Source organism: Pseudomonas sp. MWU15-20650 (genome assembly GCF_023242475.1).
Taxonomy (GTDB): Bacteria; Pseudomonadota; Gammaproteobacteria; order Pseudomonadales; family Pseudomonadaceae; genus Aquipseudomonas.
Genome location: NZ_JALJFG010000041.1, coordinates 15435 through 37844, shown reverse-complemented (window position 1 = coordinate 37844; position 22410 = coordinate 15435). Strand labels below are relative to the sequence as shown.

General features: G+C 59.7%; 18 protein-coding genes and 4 tRNA genes. 11 read left to right on the top strand and 11 right to left on the bottom strand.

Features of this window, described 5'->3' with window-relative positions; genetic code table 11:
* Positions 1 to 58: 58 nt before the first annotated feature.
* Both clpP and tig read right to left on the bottom strand, forming a co-directional pair.
* Positions 59 to 694 carry an ATP-dependent Clp endopeptidase proteolytic subunit ClpP gene (gene clpP / locus M5B43_RS23915; protein ID WP_017736926.1) on the bottom strand — a complete coding sequence of 212 codons (636 nt, stop codon included), beginning with the start codon at positions 692 to 694 and terminating at the stop codon, positions 59 to 61.
* Between the two features lie 91 nt (positions 695 to 785).
* Positions 786 to 2096, bottom strand: a complete 1311-nt coding sequence (gene tig, locus M5B43_RS23910; protein ID WP_248752377.1) for a trigger factor — start codon at positions 2094 to 2096, stop codon at positions 786 to 788.
* Positions 2097 to 2329: 233 nt separating this feature from the next.
* On the opposite strand from tig, the gene M5B43_RS23905 reads away from it, so the two are divergent.
* The gene (locus M5B43_RS23905) at positions 2330 to 2581 is read left to right on the top strand and encodes a hypothetical protein (protein WP_248752376.1); all 252 of its coding nucleotides are present in this window, start codon (positions 2330 to 2332) and stop codon (positions 2579 to 2581) included.
* Between the two features lie 97 nt (positions 2582 to 2678).
* On the opposite strand, the gene M5B43_RS23900 is transcribed toward M5B43_RS23905, so the two are convergent.
* The 4 genes from M5B43_RS23900 to M5B43_RS23885 form a co-directional block, all read right to left on the bottom strand.
* Positions 2679 to 2754, bottom strand: a tRNA-His gene (locus M5B43_RS23900).
* A 77-nt stretch (positions 2755 to 2831) separates the two neighbouring features.
* Positions 2832 to 2916: transfer RNA gene (locus tag M5B43_RS23895), tRNA-Leu, on the bottom strand.
* A gap of 56 nt (positions 2917 to 2972) precedes the next feature.
* Positions 2973 to 3048 (bottom strand) — tRNA-His (locus M5B43_RS23890).
* A gap of 32 nt (positions 3049 to 3080) precedes the next feature.
* Positions 3081 to 3157: transfer RNA gene (locus M5B43_RS23885), tRNA-Arg, on the bottom strand.
* Between the two features lie 275 nt (positions 3158 to 3432).
* Between M5B43_RS23885 and folD the strand changes: the two genes are divergently transcribed.
* Positions 3433 to 4287: a bifunctional methylenetetrahydrofolate dehydrogenase/methenyltetrahydrofolate cyclohydrolase FolD gene (gene folD, locus M5B43_RS23880; protein ID WP_248752375.1), complete on the top strand. Its 855-nt coding sequence runs from the start codon at positions 3433 to 3435 to the stop codon at positions 4285 to 4287.
* A 208-nt stretch (positions 4288 to 4495) separates the two neighbouring features.
* The gene (gene pbpG / locus M5B43_RS23875) at positions 4496 to 5419 is read left to right on the top strand and encodes a D-alanyl-D-alanine endopeptidase (protein WP_248752374.1); all 924 of its coding nucleotides are present in this window, start codon (positions 4496 to 4498) and stop codon (positions 5417 to 5419) included.
* Positions 5420 to 5528: 109 nt separating this feature from the next.
* On the opposite strand, the gene M5B43_RS23870 is transcribed toward pbpG, so the two are convergent.
* Positions 5529 to 6191, bottom strand: coding sequence for a peptidase C39 family protein (locus tag M5B43_RS23870; protein ID WP_248752373.1), 663 nt, complete (start codon positions 6189 to 6191; stop codon positions 5529 to 5531).
* Positions 6192 to 6401: 210 nt separating this feature from the next.
* Here M5B43_RS23870 and M5B43_RS23865 point away from each other — a divergent pair, with 210 nt between their 5' ends.
* Complete coding sequence (locus M5B43_RS23865; protein WP_248752372.1) at positions 6402 to 6563, top strand: hypothetical protein; 162 nt, start codon at positions 6402 to 6404, stop codon at positions 6561 to 6563.
* On the opposite strand, the gene M5B43_RS23860 is transcribed toward M5B43_RS23865, so the two are convergent.
* On the bottom strand, positions 6560 to 6970 hold the full coding sequence (locus M5B43_RS23860) for a hypothetical protein (protein WP_248752371.1): 411 nt from the start codon (positions 6968 to 6970) through the stop codon (positions 6560 to 6562). The two genes, M5B43_RS23865 and M5B43_RS23860, sit on opposite strands and share 4 nt — an antisense overlap.
* 227 nt (positions 6971 to 7197) lie before the next feature.
* Here M5B43_RS23860 and M5B43_RS23855 point away from each other — a divergent pair, with 227 nt between their 5' ends.
* The 4 genes from M5B43_RS23855 to M5B43_RS23840 all read left to right on the top strand — a co-directional run bounded on the left by M5B43_RS23855 (position 7198) and on the right by M5B43_RS23840 (position 13652).
* The gene (locus M5B43_RS23855) at positions 7198 to 10419 is read left to right on the top strand and encodes an efflux RND transporter permease subunit (protein WP_248752370.1); all 3222 of its coding nucleotides are present in this window, start codon (positions 7198 to 7200) and stop codon (positions 10417 to 10419) included.
* Positions 10409 to 11575: an efflux RND transporter periplasmic adaptor subunit gene (locus M5B43_RS23850; protein WP_248752369.1), complete on the top strand. Its 1167-nt coding sequence runs from the start codon at positions 10409 to 10411 to the stop codon at positions 11573 to 11575. Before M5B43_RS23855 ends, M5B43_RS23850 begins: the two co-directional genes overlap by 11 nt.
* On the top strand, positions 11559 to 12977 hold the full coding sequence (locus M5B43_RS23845; RefSeq protein ID WP_248752368.1) for an efflux transporter outer membrane subunit: 1419 nt from the start codon (positions 11559 to 11561) through the stop codon (positions 12975 to 12977). Before M5B43_RS23850 ends, M5B43_RS23845 begins: the two co-directional genes overlap by 17 nt.
* 216 nt (positions 12978 to 13193) lie before the next feature.
* Entirely contained in the window at positions 13194 to 13652 is a 459-nt protein-coding gene (locus M5B43_RS23840) for a transposase (protein WP_248752367.1), read from the top strand.
* Between the two features lie 394 nt (positions 13653 to 14046).
* Here the strand turns inward: M5B43_RS23840 and M5B43_RS23835 are convergent, their stop codons facing one another.
* Together M5B43_RS23835 and M5B43_RS23830 are read right to left on the bottom strand one after the other, a co-directional pair.
* Complete coding sequence (locus M5B43_RS23835) at positions 14047 to 15330, bottom strand: Zn-dependent hydrolase (protein WP_248752366.1); 1284 nt, start codon at positions 15328 to 15330, stop codon at positions 14047 to 14049.
* A gap of 28 nt (positions 15331 to 15358) precedes the next feature.
* Positions 15359 to 16846, bottom strand: coding sequence for an NCS1 family nucleobase:cation symporter-1 (locus tag M5B43_RS23830; protein WP_248752365.1), 1488 nt, complete (start codon positions 16844 to 16846; stop codon positions 15359 to 15361).
* 591 nt (positions 16847 to 17437) lie between these two features.
* Between M5B43_RS23830 and hydA the strand changes: the two genes are divergently transcribed.
* From hydA to preA, 3 genes are all read left to right on the top strand, one after another.
* Positions 17438 to 18877 (top strand): dihydropyrimidinase, encoded by a 1440-nt coding sequence (gene hydA / locus M5B43_RS23825; RefSeq protein WP_248752364.1) that lies wholly within the window; start codon positions 17438 to 17440, stop codon positions 18875 to 18877.
* A 154-nt stretch (positions 18878 to 19031) separates the two neighbouring features.
* Entirely contained in the window at positions 19032 to 20399 is a 1368-nt protein-coding gene (locus M5B43_RS23820) for an NAD(P)-dependent oxidoreductase (RefSeq protein WP_248752393.1), read from the top strand.
* Entirely contained in the window at positions 20399 to 21673 is a 1275-nt protein-coding gene (preA, locus tag M5B43_RS23815) for an NAD-dependent dihydropyrimidine dehydrogenase subunit PreA (RefSeq protein ID WP_248752363.1), read from the top strand. Before M5B43_RS23820 ends, preA begins: the two co-directional genes overlap by 1 nt.
* Positions 21674 to 21783: 110 nt before the next feature.
* Here preA and M5B43_RS23810 read toward each other — a convergent pair whose 3' ends face one another.
* Positions 21784 to 22404, bottom strand: a complete 621-nt coding sequence (locus M5B43_RS23810; protein WP_248752362.1) for a TetR/AcrR family transcriptional regulator — start codon at positions 22402 to 22404, stop codon at positions 21784 to 21786.
* Between the last annotated feature and the right edge of the window lie 6 nt (positions 22405 to 22410).

Sequence of the window (22410 nt, the reverse complement as noted above, 5' to 3'; positions counted from 1 at the left end):
TTTTTCAAGCCCGCCAGTGGTCGGACATGCCGACCAGCCCTATTTTGAGCGGCTTATATTAAGCGGGGCGCTTGTCGATCACTGCGTCAATCAACCCGTAATCACGGGCAGCTTCTGCACTCATGAAATTGTCGCGATTGGTATCACGCTCGATTTCTTCAAGGGTGCGCCCGCTGTGCTTGGCCATCAGCGTGTTGAGACGCTCACGAATAAAGAGGATTTCCTTGGCATGGATTTCGATATCCGATGCCTGGCCCTGGAAACCGCCCAGTGGCTGGTGAATCATCACGCGTGAGTTTGGCAGGCAGAAACGCTTGCCCTCGGCACCGGCGGTCAGCAGGAAAGCACCCATGCTGCAGGCTTGGCCGATGCAAGTGGTCGACACGTTTGGCTTGATGAACTGCATGGTGTCGTAGATCGACATGCCAGCCGTCACCGAGCCGCCCGGGGAGTTGATGTAAAGATGGATGTCCTTGTCCGGGTTTTCCGCTTCAAGGAACAGCAGCTGCGCACAAATCAGGTTGGCCATGTAGTCCTCTACAGGGCCGACCAGAAAGATCACTCGCTCCTTGAGCAGGCGCGAGTAGATGTCGTAGGCGCGTTCGCCACGAGCGGACTGCTCGACAACCATCGGGACCAAGCCGCCTGCGGCCTGGATATCAGAGTTCTGCTGAATATAGGAATTACGGAACATGCTCTGCAGTTACTCCCAAATAGTCATGTCTTGAAAACGCATAAGCCAGCGCGAGGCTGGCTTATGGTTGAATTTCCAACGAGTTGGACAATCAGTCGGCTTGTGCTGCTTCCGCCGGCTTGACTGCTTCTTCGTAAGAGACCGCTTTATCGGTCACCTTAGCCTTCTGCAGAACAGTATCCACAACTTGTTCTTCCAGCACAACCGAACGTACTTCGTTCAGCTGCTGGTCATTCTTGTAGTACCAAGCCACGACCTGCTCAGGCTCCTGGTAGGCCGAAGCCATTTCCTGGATCATTTCGCGAACGCGGTCTTCGTCAGGCTTGAGGTCGAACTGCTTGACCACTTCAGCCACGATCAGGCCCAGCACAACGCGGCGCTTGGCTTGCTCTTCGAACAGCTCGGCCGGCAGTTGGTCAGGCTTGATGTTGCCACCAAACTGCTGAACAGCTTGTACGCGCAGGCGATCCACTTCGTTGGACAGCAGGGCCTTAGGCACTTCGATCGGGTTGGAGGCCAGCAGACCGTCCATAACCTGGTTCTTGACCTTGGACTTGATGGCCTGACGCAGCTCACGCTCCATGTTCTTGCGAACTTCGGTGCGGAAACCTTCGATACCGGTTTCCTTGATACCGAATTGAGCGAAGAACTCTTCGTTCAGCTCTGGCAGCTTAGGCTCGGAAACGCTGTTCACTGTCACGGTGAACTCAGCGGCTTTGCCGGCCAGGTCCAGGTTCTGGTAGTCAGCTGGGAAAGTCAGGTTCAGAACGCGCTCTTCGCCGGCTTTAGCGCCAACCAGACCGTCTTCGAAACCAGGGATCATACGGTTGGAACCCAGCACCAGCTGAGTGCCCTTGGCCGAGCCGCCAGCGAACGCTTCGCCGTCAACCTTGCCAACGAAATCGATGTTCAGCTGGTCTTCGTTCTGGGCAGCACGATCGGCCACTTCAAAACGAGTGTTCTGCTTGCGCAGGATTTCCAGCATGTTGTCCAGGTCCGAATCAGCCACTTCAGCGCTCAGGCGCTCGATAGCGATACCGTCGAAACCGGCAACGGTGAACTCTGGGAACACTTCGAATACAGCAACGTATTCCAGGTCCTTGCCTGCTTCCAGGGACTTGGGCTCGATCGAAGGCGAGCCAGCCGGGTTCAGCTTTTGCTCAACAACCGCTTCGTAGAAGGAAGCCTGGATCACGTCACCGACAGCTTCCTGGCGCGCATCGGCACCAAAACGACGCTTGATTTCGCTCATTGGCACTTTGCCTGGACGGAAACCAGCGATCTTGGCCTTTTGGGCAGTCTGCTGCAGACGCTTGTTGACCGCAGTCTCAATACGCTCTGCCGGCACGGTGATGCTCAGGCGGCGCTCGAGAGCAGTAGTATTTTCAACAGAAACTTGCATGGATATTCCTCGTTGCACAGACGTTAGCCGGCCGTTTCCGACCCCAGAATCAAGGGCATGCATTCTAGTGGGTCAAACTCAAGAAGTCACCCTACTGAAAACGGGTAAAAAAACAGCAGGCCAGTTATAGGTTCAAGTGCACGCATGCACCTCATCCCGTTAGCAAATACAGCTCATCACGCCAGGGCCCTGCAGCAACCCCTCTATATATATAGAAGAGCCGGAAGCACGCCATGGCTACCCACCTTGCGAACAAGGCCGGCAGGCAGGGCAGCAGCATCGAGAAACACAAATACGATGAAACGCCCTACCCTGAAAACTCGAAACACTCAAACGAAAACGGCACAGCCCTTTTTCAGGCACTGCGCCGTTACTCGCTATTAAATAGCCGGACTGGCCCAGATATCACCAGGGGCCCGTTCCACACGTTCAAAACCGGCAACGATTCTAACGCCAAGACATTGAGAATGCTTGCTTTTTCTTGATATCAGATATTCGCCCAAGACCACCACCGGCACGACAAGCGCTTTTTTCGAGCGCAAAAAAAAGCGCCAGGTCAATGACCTGGCGCTTTTTCGAATATGGGGTGGACGAAGGGGATCGAACCCTCGACAACGGGAGTCACAATCCCGTGCTCTACCAACTGAGCTACGCCCACCATATTGCAATGACAAAGAACTCAAACTTCTTCCTTGTCGAACCCTACCCTGCCTGACGGCAAGACAGCGTTTTAATTGGTGCGGATGAAGAGACTCGAACTCTTACGCCTCGCGGCGCTGGAACCTAAATCCAGTGTGTCTACCAATTCCACCACATCCGCGCTTGAAGCTCTTAAAGCAAAGGCGCCAGACGATTAATCTGGCGCCTTTCTAAATATGGGGTGGACGAAGGGGATCGAACCCTCGACAACGGGAGTCACAATCCCGTGCTCTACCAACTGAGCTACGCCCACCATATAGCGCTACTTGTGCCAAAGCTGCCTAATGGCGCACCCGGCAGGACTCGAACCTGCGACCATCCGCTTAGAAGGCGGATGCTCTATCCAGCTGAGCTACGGGCGCCTGATTAATCTGTACTCTTGGAGGATTACAAACTAAGTGCTTCCAGCCTTGCAGGACAACAATTCTGCTCGACCTTCTTAACCAGTGCTAGGCTGTGCCCGACAAGTGCGACGAATAGTATAGAGGGCCTTGATACCCGTCAAATCTTTTTTGAAAAAAACTGATTTTATTTAAGGGGTTAGGGCAATTTGCAGACCAAGCGCCTTTGCCCTCACGTTCGGGCGTGCGAGAATGCGCGCACTTTTCTTCCCCCTCTCGATGGTTAATCACGCGTAATGACTGCACAACTTATCGACGGCAAATCAATCGCCGCCAGCCTGCGCCAGCAGATCGCCAAACGAGTCACAGAGCGTAGCCAGCAGGGCCTGCGCACGCCTGGCCTCGCGGTGATCCTGGTCGGCAGCGATCCTGCCTCTCAGGTTTATGTCTCGCACAAGCGTAAAGACTGTGAAGAGGTCGGCTTTCTTTCCAAAGCCTACGACTTGCCGGAAGGCACCACCCAGCAGGCCCTTACCGACCTGATCGACAGCCTCAACGATGACCCGAGCATCGACGGCATCCTGCTCCAGCTACCGCTGCCCGAGCATCTGGACGCGTCCAAACTGCTGGAGCGTATCCGCCCGGACAAAGACGTCGACGGCTTCCATCCCTATAACGTCGGCCGCCTGGCCCAGCGCATTCCCCTGCTGCGTCCATGCACCCCGAAAGGCATCATGACCCTGCTGGAAAGCACCGGGGTCGACCTGTACGGCCTCGACGCCGTCGTAGTCGGCGCCTCCAATATCGTCGGTCGCCCGATGGCCATGGAGCTGCTGCTGGCCGGCTGCACCGTCACCGTCACCCACCGCTTCACCAAAGACCTGGCCGGCCATGTGGGCCGTGCCGACCTCGTCGTCGTCGCCGCTGGCAAGCCGGGCCTGGTAAAAGGTGAGTGGATCAAGGAGGGCGCCATCGTCATCGACGTGGGCATCAACCGTCAGGACGACGGCAAGCTGGTCGGTGACGTCGTGTACGAAACCGCCCTGCCCCGCGCCGGCTGGATCACGCCGGTGCCAGGCGGCGTCGGCCCGATGACGCGAGCCTGCCTGCTGGAAAATACGCTGTATGCGGCAGAGACGCTGCACGGCTAATAACCAGCGGTACTGAAAAAGCCCTGCCTTATCGCAGGGTTTTTTATTGGCCGTAGAAAAGTCCTTTTTTCTTAGTTTTTAAGTACTTTCGTCTGGTTCTCGAAGAACATTCGACAGTTTCTGATCCATACTCCTAAAATGTAACGGCATTTGTCATAAAACCCGTTCCAGGACGGTATTTCCTTACTTTTTTAGCGAGTTCACCCGCGTGAAAATTCGTCTCTCTATTGTCAGCCTATTTTTTGCATTTACAGGCACCTTCGCGCACGCCAGCGAATCCACCCTCGCCCCGCGTGATACCTCCAAGCTGCAAATTGCCTCCGGCAGCGCCATGCTGGTGGACCTGCAGACCAACAAGGTCATCTATTCCAGCAACCCTGACGTGGTGGTGCCCATCGCGTCGGTGAGCAAATTGATGACCGGCTTGATTGTGCTCGAAGCCAAACAGAACATGGACGAGTACATCGACATCAACATCAAGGACACGCCGGAAATGAAAGGCGTGTTCTCCCGAGTAAAAATCGGCAGTGAAATGCCGCGCAAGGAAATGCTGCTGATTGCCCTGATGTCTTCGGAAAACCGCGCCGCCGCCAGCCTCGCCCACCACTACCCCGGCGGCTACCCGGCCTTTATCGCGGCCATGAACGCCAAGGCCAAGGCGCTGGGCATGACCAGCACCCACTATGTGGAGCCTACCGGCCTGTCGATCCATAACGTGTCGACCGCTCGCGACCTGAGCAAGCTGCTGGCCGCTGCACGCAAATACCCGCTGCTCAGCCAGTTGAGCACCACCAAGGAAAAGACCGTGGCGTTCCGCAAGCCCAACTACACCTTGGGCTTTTCCAACACCGACCACCTGATCAACCGCGCCAACTGGGACATCAAGCTGACCAAGACCGGCTTTACCAACCAGGCCGGCCACTGCCTGGTATTGGTCACCAGCATGGGTAACCGTCCGGTTTCACTGGTGATCCTGGATGCCTTCGGTAAATTCACCCACTTTGCCGATGCCACGCGCATTCGTAACTGGGTCGAAACGGGCAAAAGCGGCTCGGTGCCGGATGTCGCGTTACGCTACAAGGCCGATAAGAACCTGAAGAGCCGCCCCAACGCCGCCGAAGTACGTCGCTGAACAACAACGGGCGTTCCAATGTGGGAGGAGGCTTGCTCCCGAGAGCGATGTATCAGCCAGCTAATCTATAGCTGAACGATCGCAATCGGGAGCAAGCCCCCTCCTACCGTTATTTGCGCTCGGCCAAGACCTTGAGCGCCTGCGCCGCCGCCTGCTCCTGCCCGGCCTGGGCGGTGGCATTGGCAGATTCACGCCAGCGCGGCGCATCCACATTGGCCGGCAACTGGCTTGGACGCTGGGTCAGGATGGCCCAATGGCCCGCACTCTTCCACGCCGATTCAAAATCGCTGAAGCTCATCATCAATCGGCGCTCCCTACCCGAACGCAGCAGCACGGTGCTCTTCTGCTGGTTGAACCCCACTACCACGACATACCGCGTGCCGGACCAGAAGCTTGTGTTGATCCGCGCCATCACTGGGTAGCCCGCGGCTACTTGCGCCAGCACCTTCGTCAGTTGAGGATCGAGTGGGTACACCATCAGCCCGTACTCCCGCGCCAACACCTGCATATTGCGCTCAAGATCGGCCTCGGCGCCCGGCAAGTGCAGGGGTTTATCCAGCAACCCGGGTGTCATGACAATGCCTTGTTGCGACAGCATGCTGGCTAAAGCGGTGGGCCCGCTCTGATAAGCCTCGCTGCGAAACGTCGGTACGCCATTGAGCTCAACGCGCTCCGGCAAGCCCGCGAGCTTCGAAGGGTGCCCCGAACACGCCGCGAGCCCCAAGGCACACGCCAGCAGCAAGGATGTTTTCACGTTCGACCGTAACCGCAATTTTTTACTCTCTTGATCAACTGCCGGTAAGGGCCGTGATCATAGGATGCTCTTCAGCGCCGGTATAGCCTTGGGGCTCAGTAAAACGTGCGGGATAGAGCAAAGAAGTTGGTCGGACTCGACCATTGGTCAATAGCAGGCAACCGTCAGGTGGCTAGACTGTCCATTGAGAAGACTGTGTGTGCCCCACGTGGGCGAAAGGAGGCCCGAATGAGCCTTGCTACGACGATTTTCCTATTGATCTGCGGTTGGCTGGCGGTGGCCGCCGCCATGCTGTGGGGAGTAATGCGCGTTACCCGTCGGCATCATCACCCCCACGTCAAACCTGCTGCTCCCGCCAAACCCAACAAGGCGGCGGCGCATCACGCCTAGCCCGGCATGCAATTGAAGTCTTGGGTGGTTGCCACTTCCTTACCGTGACCGTCCTTGAGGACGGCGCGCACGGTAGTACCCAGGCTCGACTCCACCAACGTGTAGTGTTCACCCGCCTTGAAATTCTTGTACTCGACCCGGCCCTGGCAATCCTGCTGGTTGTCGTCGCCGGGCTCTTCTTCAAAGAGCGTCACGTCCAGGCGATGGTCCCCCGGGGTCACTTCGAAATAACGTCCATCGTCTACGCGCTTGCCATCCACGCGTTCGGCCATCAGGTCATTCGGTGCTTCTTCCTGCAACCCGATCCAGGCTTCGCTCGGGTCGGCTTTCGGGATTGGGCCGGCACAGGCCGACAGCAGCAAAACAGCGCCGAGGGCGGGAATCAATAACAGGGGTTTAAGTGACATGGCAGGGCTCCAAAGGGCTCGAGTAAAAAAGGGTGGAGGCAAGTCAGGTGTACCGCCTCCGATGGTTTACAAGCTTGGAGAGCCGCCCTTTGTAGAACAAATGAATACATATGAAACGATCTTCAGCCATTAACTAAATGTTCCTTCACCTGGCTGAAAGGTGCGTGTTAGGTGGGTCGGGCAAGACTGCCGGGGTTTGCAATCCTGCTCCTTCCGGAGGTTCACGCATGCTCGGGCTGGTAAAGACCGCACTGCAAAAGCCATACACGTTCATCGTGTTGGCCATATTTATCTGCATCATCGGGCCGATGGCGGCCCTGCGCACCCCCACTGATGTATTTCCCGATATCGGCATCCCCGTGGTCGCCGTGGTATGGCAGTACAACGGCCTGTCGCCGGACGCCATGGCCGGTCGGGTGATCTACACCTACGAACGCTCCTTGAGCACCACCGTTAACGACATCGAACATATCGAATCGCAATCGCTGCCCGGCATGGGCATCGTGAAGATCTTCTTCCAACCCGGCGTCGACATCCGCACCGCCAACGCCCAAGTGACGGCCGTTTCACAAACCGTGCTCAAGCAGATGCCGCCCGGTATCACACCGCCGCTGATCCTCAACTACAGCGCCTCGACGGTGCCGATCCTGCAAATGGCGTTCTCCAGCCCGAGCCTCTCGGAAGCCAAGATCCGCGACCTGGTGCAGAACAATATCCGCCTGCCCCTGAGCGCCCTGCCCGGCCTGGCGATGCCGACGCCAATGGGCGGCAAGCAACGGCAAATCACCCTCGACCTCGACCCGCAGGCGCTGGCCGCCAAAGGCTTGTCGGCGCAGGACGTGGGCAATGCCCTGGCGTTGCAGAACCAGATCATCCCGGTGGGTACCGCCAAGCTCGGCACCGACGAATATACGATCCTGCTCAACAACAGCCCCAAGGCGATTGACGAACTCAACGACCTGCCGATCAAGACGGTCAACGGTGCGATCATCACCATCGGCCAAGTGGCCCACGTGCGTGACGGTTCGCCACCGCAGACCAACATCGTGCGCGTGGATGGCCACCGTGCCGTGCTGATGCCGGCGCTGAAAAACGGCAGCATCTCCACCCTGTCGATCATCGACGGTATCCGCCAGATGCTGCCACGCATCAACGAAACCCTGCCGCCATCACTGAAGACTTCGTTGCTGGGTGATGCTTCGGTATTCGTCAAGCAATCGGTGGGCAGTGTTGCCCAGGAAGGCATCATCGCCGCACTGCTGACCAGTGCGATGATCCTGCTGTTCCTCGGCAGCTGGCGCTCGACCTTGATCATCGCCGCGTCGATTCCGTTGGCGGTACTGTCGGCCATCGCGCTGCTGGCGGTCAGCGGGCAAACCCTCAACGTAATGACCCTGGGCGGGCTGGCCTTGGCGGTGGGTATCTTGGTGGACGACGCCACGGTGACCATCGAAAACATCAACTGGCACCTGGAGCAAGGTAAGGCGGTGAAGACCGCGATCCTCGACGGCGCCGCGCAAATCGTCGGCCCGGCGTTCGTCTCCCTGCTGTGCATCTGCATCGTGTTCGTGCCGATGTTCCTGCTGCAAGGTATCGCCGGCTACCTGTTCCGGCCGATGGCGCTGGCGGTGATCTTTGCCATGGCCAGTTCGTTCATCCTGTCGCGCACCCTGGTGCCGACGCTGGCCATGTTCCTGCTCAAACCCCATGTGCCGGAGCAAGGTGCAGGGCACCACCCGGAAGATGACTTCATCAATCATCACGAGGGTGAGCAGCACAAGAAACCACGCAATGCCGTACTGCAGTCGGTGTTGAATTTCCAGCAAGGGTTCGAACGGCATTTCTCGAATATCCGCGACACCTACCATGGCTTGCTGATGCTCGCACTGGGCGCTCGCAAGCGCTTTATCGTCGGGTTCCTGGCTTGTGTGCTCGCCTCATTCCTGCTGTTGCCAAGCTTGGGCCAGGACTTCTTCCCGGCCACCGACGCCGGCGCACTTGCCCTCCACGTACGCTTGCCATTGGGCACGCGGATTGAAGAAAGCGCGGCGGCATTCGACCGTATCGAAGCACGGATTCGCGAAGTCATCCCTGCCGACGAGCTGGACACCATCGTCGACAATATCGGCATTCCGCTGAGCGGCATCGACATGGCCTACAGCAGCAGCGGCACCATCGGCCCACAGGATGGCGATATCCAGGTCACTTTGAAAAAGGACCACGCGCCCACCGCCGACTACGTGAAAAAACTGCGTGAAGCCTTGCCGGAAAGTTTCCCCGGCAGCCACTTCGCGTTCCTGCCTGCCGACATCAGCAGCCAGATCCTCAACTTCGGTGCGCCGGCGCCGCTGGACGTGAAAATTTCCGGGCGCAGCGATGCAGAAAACCGCGCCTACGCCGTCGAGCTTGAGCGGCGCTTGCAACACGTGCCGGGCATCGCCGACCTGCGCATCCAGCAGTCCACCGGCTACCCATCACTGCAGGTGAATGTCGACCGTATGCGCGCCAATGGCCTGGGCATTACCGAACGCGACGTGACCAACAGCATGGTCGCCTCCCTTGCCGGCAGCTCGCAAACCGCACCGACCTTCTGGCTTAACCCGGCTAACGGCGTGTCGTATTCGATCGTGGCCGCCACCCCGCAGTATCGCCTCGATAACCTGCCGTCACTGGAAGCCTTGCCCGTGACCGGTGCCGATGGCCAGTCGCAGATCCTCGGCGGCGTGGCGAGCATCTCGCGGGTACAAAGCCCGGCGGTGGTGACCCACTACAACATCGAGCCGACCCTTGACCTGTACGCCAATGTGCAAGGCCGCGACCTCGGCGGCGTTGCCCGCGATGTGCAAAAAGTACTGGATGACACTGCTTCCATGCGCCCCAAAGGCGCGGTGATCAGCCTGCATGGGCAAATCGATGCACTGCATGAAGCCTTCAGCGGCTTGAGCTTCGGCTTGCTGGGCGCCGTGGTGCTGATCTACTTGCTGATCGTGGTCAACTTCCAGTCGTGGGCCGACCCGTTCGTGATCATCACAGCACTGCCGGCGGCGCTCGCGGGGATCGTCTGGATACTGTTCCTCAGCGGCACCTCGTTGTCAGTGCCCGCACTCACCGGTGCCATCCTCTGCATGGGCGTGGCCACCGCCAACTCGATCCTGGTGGTGAGCTTTTGCCGTGAACGCCTGGCCGAACACGGTGACGCGTTGAAGGCCGCGATGGAGGCCGGTTACACGCGCTTCCGCCCGGTGTGCATGACCGCCCTGGCGATGATCATCGGCATGTTGCCGCTGGCAATTTCCGAGGAGCAAAACGCCCCACTTGGCCGGGCGGTCATCGGTGGCTTGATCTTCGCCACCCTCGCCACTTTGTTATTTGTTCCCGTGGTCTTCAGCCTGGTCCACGGTCGTCACCCTACTCGCGCTGCTGCTGGAGAAACCCCACATGTCGTCTGATCACAAACCCTCGCGCAAGCGTCTGATGCTCATGGGTGTCGGCGGCCTGACCCTGGCCGCCCTGTTGGTCGCCAACGGCCTGCATGCCCGCACAATGCACGAACAATCGGTGAGCGCCTGGACGGAAACCGCCGCCATCCCGCAAGTGATGGTGTTCCAACCCCAACAAAACGCGGCCGGCGATACGCTGCGCCTGCCCGCGCACCTTGAGGCCTGGAGCAAGGCGCCGATCCATGCGCGGGTCAGTGGCTACCTCAAGGACTGGAAAGTCGACATCGGCAGCCACGTCAAGGCCGGGCAAATCCTGGCTGAAATCGACAGCCCGGACCTGGACCAGCAACTGGCACAAACCCACGCCCGCCTGATCCAGGAACAGGCCAATGCACGCTTGGCCAAAACCACGGCCACGCGCTGGCAAAATCTGCTGGCCAGTCATTCGGTGTCGCGCCAGGAGGCCGATGAAAAAACCTCCAATGCCGCTGCCGCCAAAGCCAATGCCGAGGCGGCCGCTGCCGACTACGCACGGCTGTCGGCCCTGGAAAGCTACAAGACCATCCGCGCGCCCTTCACCGGTACCATCACCGCGCGCAACACCGATATCGGCCAGTTGATCAAGGCTGACACCGACAGCGACCCGGAACTGTTCAACATCGCCGACACGCACCAATTGCGCCTCTATGTGCCGGTGCCGCAGAACTACGCCTGCGTGATTCACCCTGGGCTTGAGGCAGAACTGACCGTGCCCGAGCACCCTGGCGAGCACTTCAAGGCGCGCCTGATTGGTGACTCCACCGCCATCGACCGGCGCTCCGGCACCCTGCTCGCGCAGTTCGTGGCCGACAACCCCAACGGCGAACTGTTGCCCGGTGATTACGCCGAAGCCACCTTGCCGATTCCGGCAGATACCCATGGCGTGAGCATCCCGGCCAGTGCGCTGATCTTCCGTGCCCAGGGCACCCAGGTCGCGGTGCTGGATGCGCAAAACCATGTGCACCTGCAAGACATCCACATCGGCCTGGACCTCGGCGAACGCTTGGTTATCGACCAGGGCCTGAAACCCGCCGACCGTGTCGTCGACAACCCGCCCGACGCCCTGCGCGAAGGCGACCCCGTGCAGATAGCCGACGCCGGAGGTGCGCATGCGCCCAAGGTTTAAGCCGCTCGCGGCATTGCTGTTGCTGGCGTTGCAAGGGTGTTCCATGGCGCCCACCTACAAGGTGCCCTCGGTAAACCTGCCGGCCCACTACCGCGAACAAACCAGCGACGGCCCGTGGCACAGCGCACAGCCGTCCGACCAACTGGCGCCCGAATGGTGGAAGCTCTACAACGACTCGCGCCTCACTGACCTGCAACAGCAACTGCTCAAGGCCAACCCGGACCTGGCGGCGGCGCTGGCGCACTTTGATGCCTCCCAGGCATATGCCAGCCAATTGCATGCCGGGTTGTTCCCGCAAATCACTGCCAGCGCGCAGCCGCTGCGCCAGCGTCAATCGGATTCGCGACCGTTGCGCGGCGATACCCAGCCTTCGGTGTACAACAGCAACACCGCAGGCTTTTCATTGAGCTACGACCTGGACCTGTGGGGCAAAATCCGCAACCAAGTCGCGGCCGGTGATGCCCAGGCCCAGGCGTCTGGAGATGACCTGGCGGTGGCGCGCCTGAGCCTGCAACATCAATTGGCAACGTTGTACGTGCAGCTCAATGGGCTGGACGCACAGAGCCGTATTCTCAACACCTCCCTGGAGGATTTCACCCAGGCGCTGCAACTGACCCGCAGCCGTTATGAAGGCCAGATCGCCTCGGAGCTGGACCTCACTCGCGCGCAAAATCAACTGGCCGAAGCCCGCGCCCAACTCGATGAAGTGCGCGGGCAACGCAACCTCACTGAACATGCCATCGGTGAACTGGTAGGTGTCGCGGCCAGTGATTTTTCATTGCCACCGAGCCAGCAACTGATCGCCTTGCCGGGCATACCGTCGCAACTGCCGAGCCACCTGCTGCAACGTCGCCCGGACATTGCGGCGGCAGAGCGACGGGTGTTTGCGGCCAATGCCAACATCGGCGTGGCCAAGGCGGCGTGGTATCCGGATTTCAGCTTGACCGGGTTGATTGGCGGCCAGACCCAGGGGGTAGGCAACCTGCTTTCCGCCGGCAACCGTTATTGGGCGCTGGGGCCGTTGGTGAACATGCCGATCTTCGACGGCGGACGTTTGAGCGCCAATGAACGCCAGGCCAAAGCCGAGTTTGAAGAGGCGTCGGCGCAATACCGCAGCCATGTGCTCAAAGCGGTGCGAGAGGTGGAAGATAACCTGGCGCAGCTGAGGGACTTGCAGCAGGAAGCGCAGGATGAGCAGGCAGCAGCGGATGCGGCGCAGCACACACAGTCTTTGGCGATGAACAGCTATCAGGCGGGCGCCGTGAGTTACCTGGATGTGGTGACGGCGCAGACCGCGGCGTTGCAGGCGCAGAGGACGTTGCAGGCCGTACAGACGCGGCAGTTACAGGCGAGTGTGGGGTTGGTCACGGCGCTCGGCGGCGGTTGGCAACCTGGCGCTTGAGCCGATACAGAGGTGGCTGACCTTCCGCTATCGGGAGCAAGCCCCCTCCCACACGGATCCCGCGCAGGACACACATTGTTTGAATGCCGAAGACCCCATGTGGGAGGGGGCTTGCTTCCGATAGCGCCCTTTCAGACACATCCTGCCAAAAGCCTGCCCATCAGCCTCTCGCTCTCCAATCTAGCCTCTCTGAACACACCTTGAGAGGGCCAAGGAATGCCTGATCTACCCGCTTCACACCGCCTGCGTATCGGACGATTCAGCGAGCCGAATCGCATCTACCTCGTCACGACTAATACTCACGAACGCATCCCCATCTTTAGCCACTTCCACCTGGGTCGGCTGGTGGTCCGGCAGTTTCGATTAGCCCAGTACCAAGGACTCGCAAACTCCCTGGCATGGGTGATCATGCCGGACCACTTTCATTGGTTGTTCGAACTGCAAAAAGGCTCGCTGGCGGACCTGATGTGCCAGGTAAAGTCCAAAAGCACGCGGACCGTTAACGGCGCGACCGGGCGTAAGGGGCGGTTGTGGCAGGAAAGTTTCCATGACCGGGCGCTGCGCAAGGAAGATGACCTGGTGAAAATGGCCCGGTATGTGGTGGCGAATCCATTGCGCGCGGGGTTGGTCGAACGGATTGGCGACTACCCGTTGTGGGATGCCATCTGGGTCTGACGTCAAACACCGTTCAAATGTGGGAGAGCTCTGGCCCGGATAGCAGGGTGCCAGTCAACGCACACAGTAACTGACACACCGCCATCGGGAGCAAGCCCCCTCCCACACGGATCCTGCGCGAGACACACAATATATGAACACCACAGTACCCATGTGGGAGGGGGCTTGCTCCCGATAGCAGGGCACCAGTCAACGCATACAATGGCTGACAATATCCCCATCGAAGGCAAGCCCTCTCCCACACGGATCCTGCGCGAGACACACAATATATGAACACCACAGTACCCATGTGGGAGGGGGTTTGCTCCCGATAGCAGGGTGCCAGTCAACGCACACAATGGCTGACATACCGCCATCGAGGGCAAGGGCCCTCCCACATTTTTTTGACCGAATTTCAGGCCGCCAGCTTGCCGTTGGCAATGGCGGCAGAAGCCGCAACCATAGCTCGCAACAACACCGCACAGCCTGCCGCCAGATCATCCGGTGCGGCGTTCTCGATTTCGTTATGGCTGATGCCACCTTCACAGGGCACGAAGATCATCCCCGCCGGGCCGAGTTCGGCGACGAAGATCGCGTCGTGCCCTGCCCCGCTGACGATGTCCATATTCGACAGGCCAAGCCCATTGGCCGCATCGCGCACAGCATCGACGCAACCCTGGTCGAAATACAGCGGCGGGAAATCCGCGGTGGGCTCCATTTCAAAACTCAAGCCATGCTTGGCGCAGGTCTCGTCAATGACCTTGCGCACCTGGGCAATCATCGAATCCAACCGCGCCGGTTCCAGATGACGGAAGTCCAGCGTCATGCGCACTTCGCCGGGTATGACATTGCGCGAACCGGGATAAGCCTGCAGGCAACCGACAGTGCCACAGGCATGCGGCTGATGCCCCAGTGCTGCCGCGTTGACCGCCGCCACCACCGCCGCCGCGCCGACCAAGGCATCCTTGCGCAAGTGCATCGGCGTGGGCCCGGCATGGGCTTCAACGCCGCGCAGTTTCAGGTCGAACCACTTTTGCCCCAAAGCACCAAGCACCACGCCGATGGTCTTCTTCTCGTCCTCAAGGATCGGACCTTGTTCGATATGGGCTTCGAAATACGCGCCGACCTTGTGCCCGCTGACGGGACGCATCCCCGCGTAGCCAATCGCGTTCAACGCATCACCCACGCTGACCCCATCCACATCCCGCCTGGCCAGGGTGTCCGCCAGGGTAAATTTTTCGGCAAACACCCCCGAGCCCATCATGCATGGCGGGAAGCGCGAACCCTCTTCGTTGGTCCACACCACCACTTCCAGGGGCGCCTCGGTTTCGATCTTGAGGTCATTGAGCGTACGCAGCACTTCCACGCCCGCCAGCACGCCAAAACAACCATCGAACTTTCCACCCGTGGGCTGGGTATCGATATGGCTGCCGGTCATCACCGGCGGCAGGTTGGGGTTGCGGCCTGGGCGACGCGCGAAGATGTTGCCAATGCCGTCGATCGTCACGGTGCAACCGGCGTCTTCGCACCATTGCACAAACAGATCGCGGGCCTTGCGGTCGAGGTCGGTGAGGGCCAGGCGACACACGCCGCCCTTGGGGGTGGCGCCGAGTTTGGCCAGCGTCATCAGCGACTGCCACAAACGGTCGCGGTTGATGTGCTGATGGGTGGATTGCAGAATATCCAGGGCAGCGTTCATAGGGATCTCCTCAGGCTGTTTTTATCGATTATTGCGACGCCTTCACCGCCAGCGGTACGACCCGGCGCTTGGCGTTGAGGCCGTAGTACAACAGGCCCCCCAACGCCGAACCGGTGAACCAGCCGTAGCTGTAGAACCAGCTGAACGCATCGCTGCCCAGCGACAGCAAGGTCAGCACCACCGGTATGCCAAAGGCGACAAAACCACTCCAGTTCCAGGCCGGGTACACGTCGTCGCGGTACAGACCGGCCAGGTCCAATTGCTGTTTGCGGGTGATGAAGTAGTCCACCACCATGATCCCGGCGATGGGCCCCAAGAGGCTTGAGTAGCCCAGCAACCAGTTGGAGTAGACGGTCTCCAGGCTCACATTCGAAACGATCAGCCCGAGCTTTTTCAGCAGTTCGTGGGCCATCAACGCCAGCCCGACCAGGCCCGTGAGGATCACCGCCGTGGTGCGGTTGATCAGCTTGGGGGCAATGTTCTGGAAGTCATTGGTGGGCGAGACGATGTTCGCCGCCGTGTTGGTGGACAAGGTGGCAATGATGATCAGCGCCATGGCGATGGCCACCCACACCGGGCTCTGGATATGGCCGATCAGGGTGACGGGGTCGGAGACGCTCACGCCCACCAGCTTCACCGAGGCTGCCGTCATGATCACGCCGAGGGCGGCGAACAGGAACATGGTCAGCGGCAGGCCGAAAATCTGCCCGAGGATCTGATCCTTCTGGCTTTTGGCGTAGCGGCTGAAGTCGGGAATGTTCAGCGACAAGGTGGCCCAGAAACCCACCATCGCGGTGAGCCCTGCCATGAAGTAACCGGTGAGGCTTGCACCTTCGGGGCGCTTGGGCGCAATCGCCATCAGTTCGCTGAGGGACACATTCGGCATCGCCCACACCAACAGGCCAATCCCCACCGCCACCAGCAACGGTGCCGACAGGGTTTCCAGGCGCTTGATCGACTCGGCACCGCGCAACACCACCCACAAATTCAAGGTCCAGAAAATCATGAAACCGATCACTTCTCCGGTGCCGCCCAGGGACTTCCACCCCTCGAAAATCGAACCGAGAAACAGGTGGATAGCCAGCCCGCCAAACATCGTCTGGATACCAAACCAGCCACACGCCACCAGTGCCCGAATCAGACACGGCACATTGGAGCCCAGGATGCCAAAGGACGAGCGCAACAGCACCGGGAACGGTATCCCGTACTGGGTGCCCGGGAAGGCGTTAAGGGTCAGTGGGACCAACACGACGAGATTGGCCAGCAAGATCGCCATCAGCGCCTCGCCCACCGACAGCCCGAAATACGCGGTCAGCACGCCGCCGAGCGTGTAGGTCGGCACGCAGATCGACATGCCGACCCATAGCGCCGTGATGTGCCATTTGTTCCAGGTGCGTTCTTGCACCTTGGTCGGTGCCATGTCGTGGTTGTAGCGAGGGCTGTCGAGGACGTCGGGGCCGGCGTCGAGTTCATACAGGCCGTTGCGCTCAATGACTTGCGATCTGTTCTGTTGCATGGCCGCTCCACGGTTTTTTCGAATTATTTTTGCTCACCTGCACGGCGTGCGCAGGTGGCCGGAGTCCCTCGTAAACAACATGACATCACGGGCCCGGCCAGCCGTCACTGCACTCAATAACCGTGCCGACAACCCACTTCAAACCCGCACCGCTTATATAACTGGCTGATGTTAATCAGTTTTCCGATTGGACCTTGGGTACTGACCGCGTGCCTCAGGCTAACTAGCGCGAAAGTTGTTCGAACCTTCAGGTCTCAATCTGGTGCACCACAATTATTTTTATTTCCCACCCTCGTCAAGAGGCATATCTCAAGCGTCTGATTTGCAATAAGAAATGTTGCTCAATTTAAGAACCTGTCAAGTGCGTCAAAACGGTGAGAGGCCGCTTCATTTTGGTGATTTATAATTTATTTCGTTATAAATCATAGTGTTAATAAAGATATAAGCTTATAAAAAATCTTCTTGCTCAATCGAAAAACTCGGGCTAGCTTCTATTCCTGTCACCGATGACAGGAATTAACCAAGCATCGGCAAGCCGCAATACAACACTTAGAACTGGCACAAGCCGGTCAAGCCTGTGAGGAACTCGACATGTCGCTGTTGATCCGTGGCGCCACCGTTATTACCCATGATGAAAGTTACCGCGCCGATGTTTTATGCGCAGGCGGTCTAATTCGCGCTATTGGCACGGATCTGGAAGTTCCCGCCGGCACTGAAATACTCGATGGCAGCGGCCAATACCTGATGCCCGGTGGCATCGATCCCCACACCCATATGCAACTACCGTTCATGGGCACCGTGGCCAGTGAAGACTTTTTTAGTGGCACGGCAGCGGGCCTGGCGGGTGGCACCACGTCGATCATCGATTTTGTGATTCCCAACCCGCAGCAATCCTTGCTGGAAGCCTTTCACCAATGGCGCGGCTGGGCGCAAAAGTCCGCGTCCGACTACGGTTTCCATGTCGCGATCACCTGGTGGAGCGAGCAGGTGCGTGAGGAAATGGCCGAGTTGGTCAGCCACCACGGCATCAACAGCTTCAAGCACTTCATGGCCTACAAGAACGCGATCATGGCCGCCGATGACACCCTGGTTGCCAGCTTCGAACGTTGCCTGGAACTCGGCGCGGTGCCCACGGTGCATGCCGAGAACGGCGAGTTGGTGTATCACCTGCAGCGCAAGCTGATGGCCCAGGGCATCACCGGGCCGGAAGCCCACCCGCTGTCGCGCCCCTCGCAGGTGGAAGGCGAAGCGGCCAGCCGTGCGATCCGTATTGCCGAAACCATCGGCACACCGCTGTACCTGGTGCACGTCTCCACCCAGGAAGCGCTGGATGAAATCACCTACGCCCGCGGCAAGGGCCAGGCGGTGTACGGCGAAGTGCTCGCCGGTCACCTGCTGCTGGACGACAGCGTCTACCAGCACCCCGACTGGCAAACCGCGGCCGGCTACGTCATGAGCCCGCCGTTCCGCCCGCGCGGGCATCAAGAAGCGCTGTGGCATGGCCTGCAATCGGGCAACCTGCACACCACCGCCACCGACCACTGCTGCTTCTGTGCCGAACAAAAAGCTGCCGGTCGCGACGACTTCAGCAAGATCCCCAACGGCACCGCCGGTATCGAAGACCGCATGGCGCTGCTGTGGCATGAAGGGGTCAACACCGGGCGCTTGTCGATGCAGGCGTTCGTCGCGCTGACCTCCACCAATACCGCGAAGATCTTCAACCTCTACCCGCGCAAAGGTGCGATCCGCGTGGGCGCCGATGCGGATCTGGTGCTGTGGGACCCTGAGGGCACGCGCACCATTTCGGCCAAAACCCACCATCAGCAAGTCGACTTCAACATCTTCGAAGGCAAGACCGTGCGCGGGGTACCGAGCCATACCATCAGCCAGGGCAAGCTGGTCTGGGCCGATGGCGATTTGCGCGCCGAGCGCGGTGCCGGGCGCTATGTGGAGCGGCCGGCGTATCCGTCGGTGTTCGAGCAGTTGAGCAAGCGGGCAGCGCATTCCAAACCGGTCGCGGTGAAGCGCTGATACCGCTATCGGGTGCAAGCCCCCCTCCCACCCTGGATCTATGTGAACCCGATCAAATGTGGGTTGGGGCTTGCTCCCGATGAGGCCAGTCAAAGCAACACAAAACACCCATGCCCAGCAGAGGCAGCACCTCAACAACCGTGAGGCCAAAACCGTGATCCAGACCCTGAGCCACCTCCCCCATCCCCATGAAGATGGTCCGACCCTTGCCAGCCACTTCACCGACCTGGCACCGCCCCTCAACGCCCGCCAGGCTCAATTGGAAGCCTCGCGCTGCCTGTATTGCTACGACGCACCGTGCGTGAATGCATGCCCCAGCGAAATCGATATCCCGTCGTTCATCCGTAATATCCACACCGAAAACGTACAAGGCGCGGCGCAGAAGATCCTGTCGGCGAATATCCTCGGCGGCAGTTGCGCCCGGGTCTGCCCCACGGAGATCCTCTGCCAGCAAGCCTGTGTGCGTAACCACGCCGAAGAATGCGCCCCGGTGCTGATCGGCCTGTTGCAACGCTATGCCATCGACAACGCGCATTTCAGTGAGCATCCGTTCCAACGCGCCGCGCCCACCGGCAAACGCATTGCGGTGGTCGGCGCCGGGCCTGCAGGGCTGGCCTGCGCCCACCGTGCCGCCTTGCATGGCCATGACGTAGTGATCTTCGAGGCCCGGGAAAAAGCCGGTGGCCTGAATGAATACGGGATCGCCAAGTACAAACTGGTGGATGACTTTGCCCAGAAAGAGCTGGATTTCCTCCTGCAAATCGGGGGCATCGAAATCCGTCACGGCCAGCGCCTGGGTGACAACCTCACCTTGAGCGAGCTGCACCAGCAATTCGATTCGGTATTCCTCGGCCTCGGCCTGGCGGCCAGTAAACACCTGGGATTGCCCCATGAGGATGCTCCCGGCCTGCTCGCCGCCACCGACTATATCCGCGAACTGCGCCAGGCGGATGACCTGACCCAACTGCCCCTGGCCGACCGCTGCATCGTGCTCGGCGCCGGCAACACCGCCATCGACATGGCCGTGCAAATGGCCCGCCTCGGCGCGCGCGATGTGAACCTCGTCTACCGTCGGGGCCTGGCGGACATGGGCGCCACCCACCACGAGCAGGACATCGCCAAGGCCAACCAGGTGCGGCTGTTGACCTGGGCCCAGCCCGAAGCCGTGTTGCTCGACGATCAGGGCCATGTACGCGGTATGCGCTTGATGCGTACCCACCTGCAAAACGGTCAGTTGCTGCCGACCGGCGAAACCTTCGAACTGGCTGCAGACGCCATCTTCAAGGCCATCGGGCAACGCTTTGACAGCGAGGTGCTGCACGATCCGCTGGCCCAGCAACTGCAGCGCGTGGGCGAGCGGATTTTTGTCGATGAGCACCTGCGCACCAACATTCCCGGGGTGTATGCCGGCGGTGATTGCGTCAGCCTCGGCCAAGACCTCACCGTGCAGGCGGTGCAACACGGCAAGCGGGCCGCCGAGGCCATGCACGCCCAACTCATGCTGAATGTGGAGGCTGCGTAATGGCCGATCTCTCGATTGTGTTCGCCGGCATCAAAGCCCCCAATCCGTTCTGGCTGGCCTCCGCGCCACCCACCGACAAAGCCTATAACGTCGTGCGTGCCTTTGAAGCCGGCTGGGGCGGCGTGGTGTGGAAAACCCTGGGTGAAGACCCGGCGGCGGTCAACGTGTCTTCGCGTTATTCGGCGCACTACGGCGCCAATCGTGAAGTACTGGGCATCAACAATATCGAGCTGATCACCGACCGCTCCCTGGAGATCAACCTGCGGGAAATCACCCAGGTGAAAAAGGACTGGCCCGACCGCGCACTGATCGTGTCGCTGATGGTGCCCTGTGTTGAAGAGTCGTGGAAAAACATCCTGCCGCTGGTGGAGGCCACCGGCTGCGACGGCATCGAGCTGAACTTCGGCTGCCCCCATGGCATGCCCGAGCGCGGCATGGGCGCGGCGGTGGGCCAGGTGCCGGAGTATGTGGAACAGGTGACGCGTTGGTGCAAGACGTATTGCTCACTGCCGGTGATCGTCAAGCTGACGCCGAATATCACCGACATTCGGGTGGCGGCGCGGGCGGCATATCGCGGTGGTGCGGACGCGGTATCGCTGATCAATACCATCAACTCCATCACCAGCGTGGACCTGGAGCGCATGGTTGCCCTGCCCATCGTCGGCACCCAAAGCACCCACGGCGGTTATTGCGGGTCAGCGGTCAAGCCGATTGCGCTGAACATGGTTGCCGAAATCGCCCGCGACCCACAAACCCAGGGCCTGCCGATCTGCGGGATTGGCGGCATTGGTAGCTGGCGTGACGCGGCGGAATTCGTCGCCTTGGGCTGCGGCGCAGTGCAGGTGTGCACGGCGGCGATGCTGCACGGCTTTCGTATTGTCGAAGAGATGAAGGACGGGCTGTCGCGGTGGATGGACAGTCAGGGCTATGCGAACCTGCAGGCGTTTTCCGGGCGGGCGGTGGGCAATACCACCGACTGGAAGTACCTGGATATCAACTACCAGGTGATCGCCAAGATTGACCAGGCGGCGTGCATTGGCTGCGGGCGTTGCCATATCGCGTGCGAGGACACGTCGCACCAGGCGATTGCCAGTTTGAAACAGGCGGATGGGACGCATAAATATGAGGTGATCGACGCTGAGTGCGTGGGCTGCAACCTGTGCCAGATCACATGCCCGGTGGCCGATTGCATCGAGATGGTGCCGATGGAAACGGGCAAGCCGTTTTTGAATTGGACACAGGACCCGAGGAATCCCTACCGAGAGGCTGTGTAGTCCATTAGACCGCTACCGGGAGCAAGCCCCCTTCCACATGTGATTGGGTTCACACCGTTCAAATGTGGGGGGGCTTGCCCCCGATGAGGCCCTCAACCTCACCACAACACTCAAGGCTCCAACCCGATCCCACGCAAAATCACACTGGTCACCGTCTGGATCGCTTTTTCGAACTGCATGTCCGACAGCGGCTGGTGATCATTCAAAATCTTTACCTGGTGATCAAAGTCGGCATAGTGCTGGGTCGAGGCCCAGATCATATACAGCAGGCTCGCCGGCTCCACCGGCAGGATGCGCTTGTCTTCCACCCACTGGCGAATCTTCGCTTCCTTCATCTTGGCCCAGTCGTACAGGCTTTCATCCAGGGCCTCACCCAGCGTGGGTGCGCCGTGGATGATTTCATTGGCCCAAACCTTCGAACCGTATGGCCGCGTGCGCGAACGTTGCATCTTGGCGCGGATGTAACTGCTGAGTACCACCCGCGGGTCATCAAAGGTTTCAAAGCTCAAGGCGTCCTGCTTCCACACCTCCAACAGGTCGAACAGCACCGCACTGTACAATTCGCTCTTGGTGGTGAAGTAGTAATGCAGGTTGGAGCGCGGCAGTTGCACTTCTTCGGCAATGTCGGCCATGGCGGTGCTGCCATAGCCTTTTTCAGCGAAGACTTTCTCCGCCGCCAGCAGGATTTTTTCGACGTTGTTCCGACGAATTCCGATCTTGTGATTGCCCATAAGGGC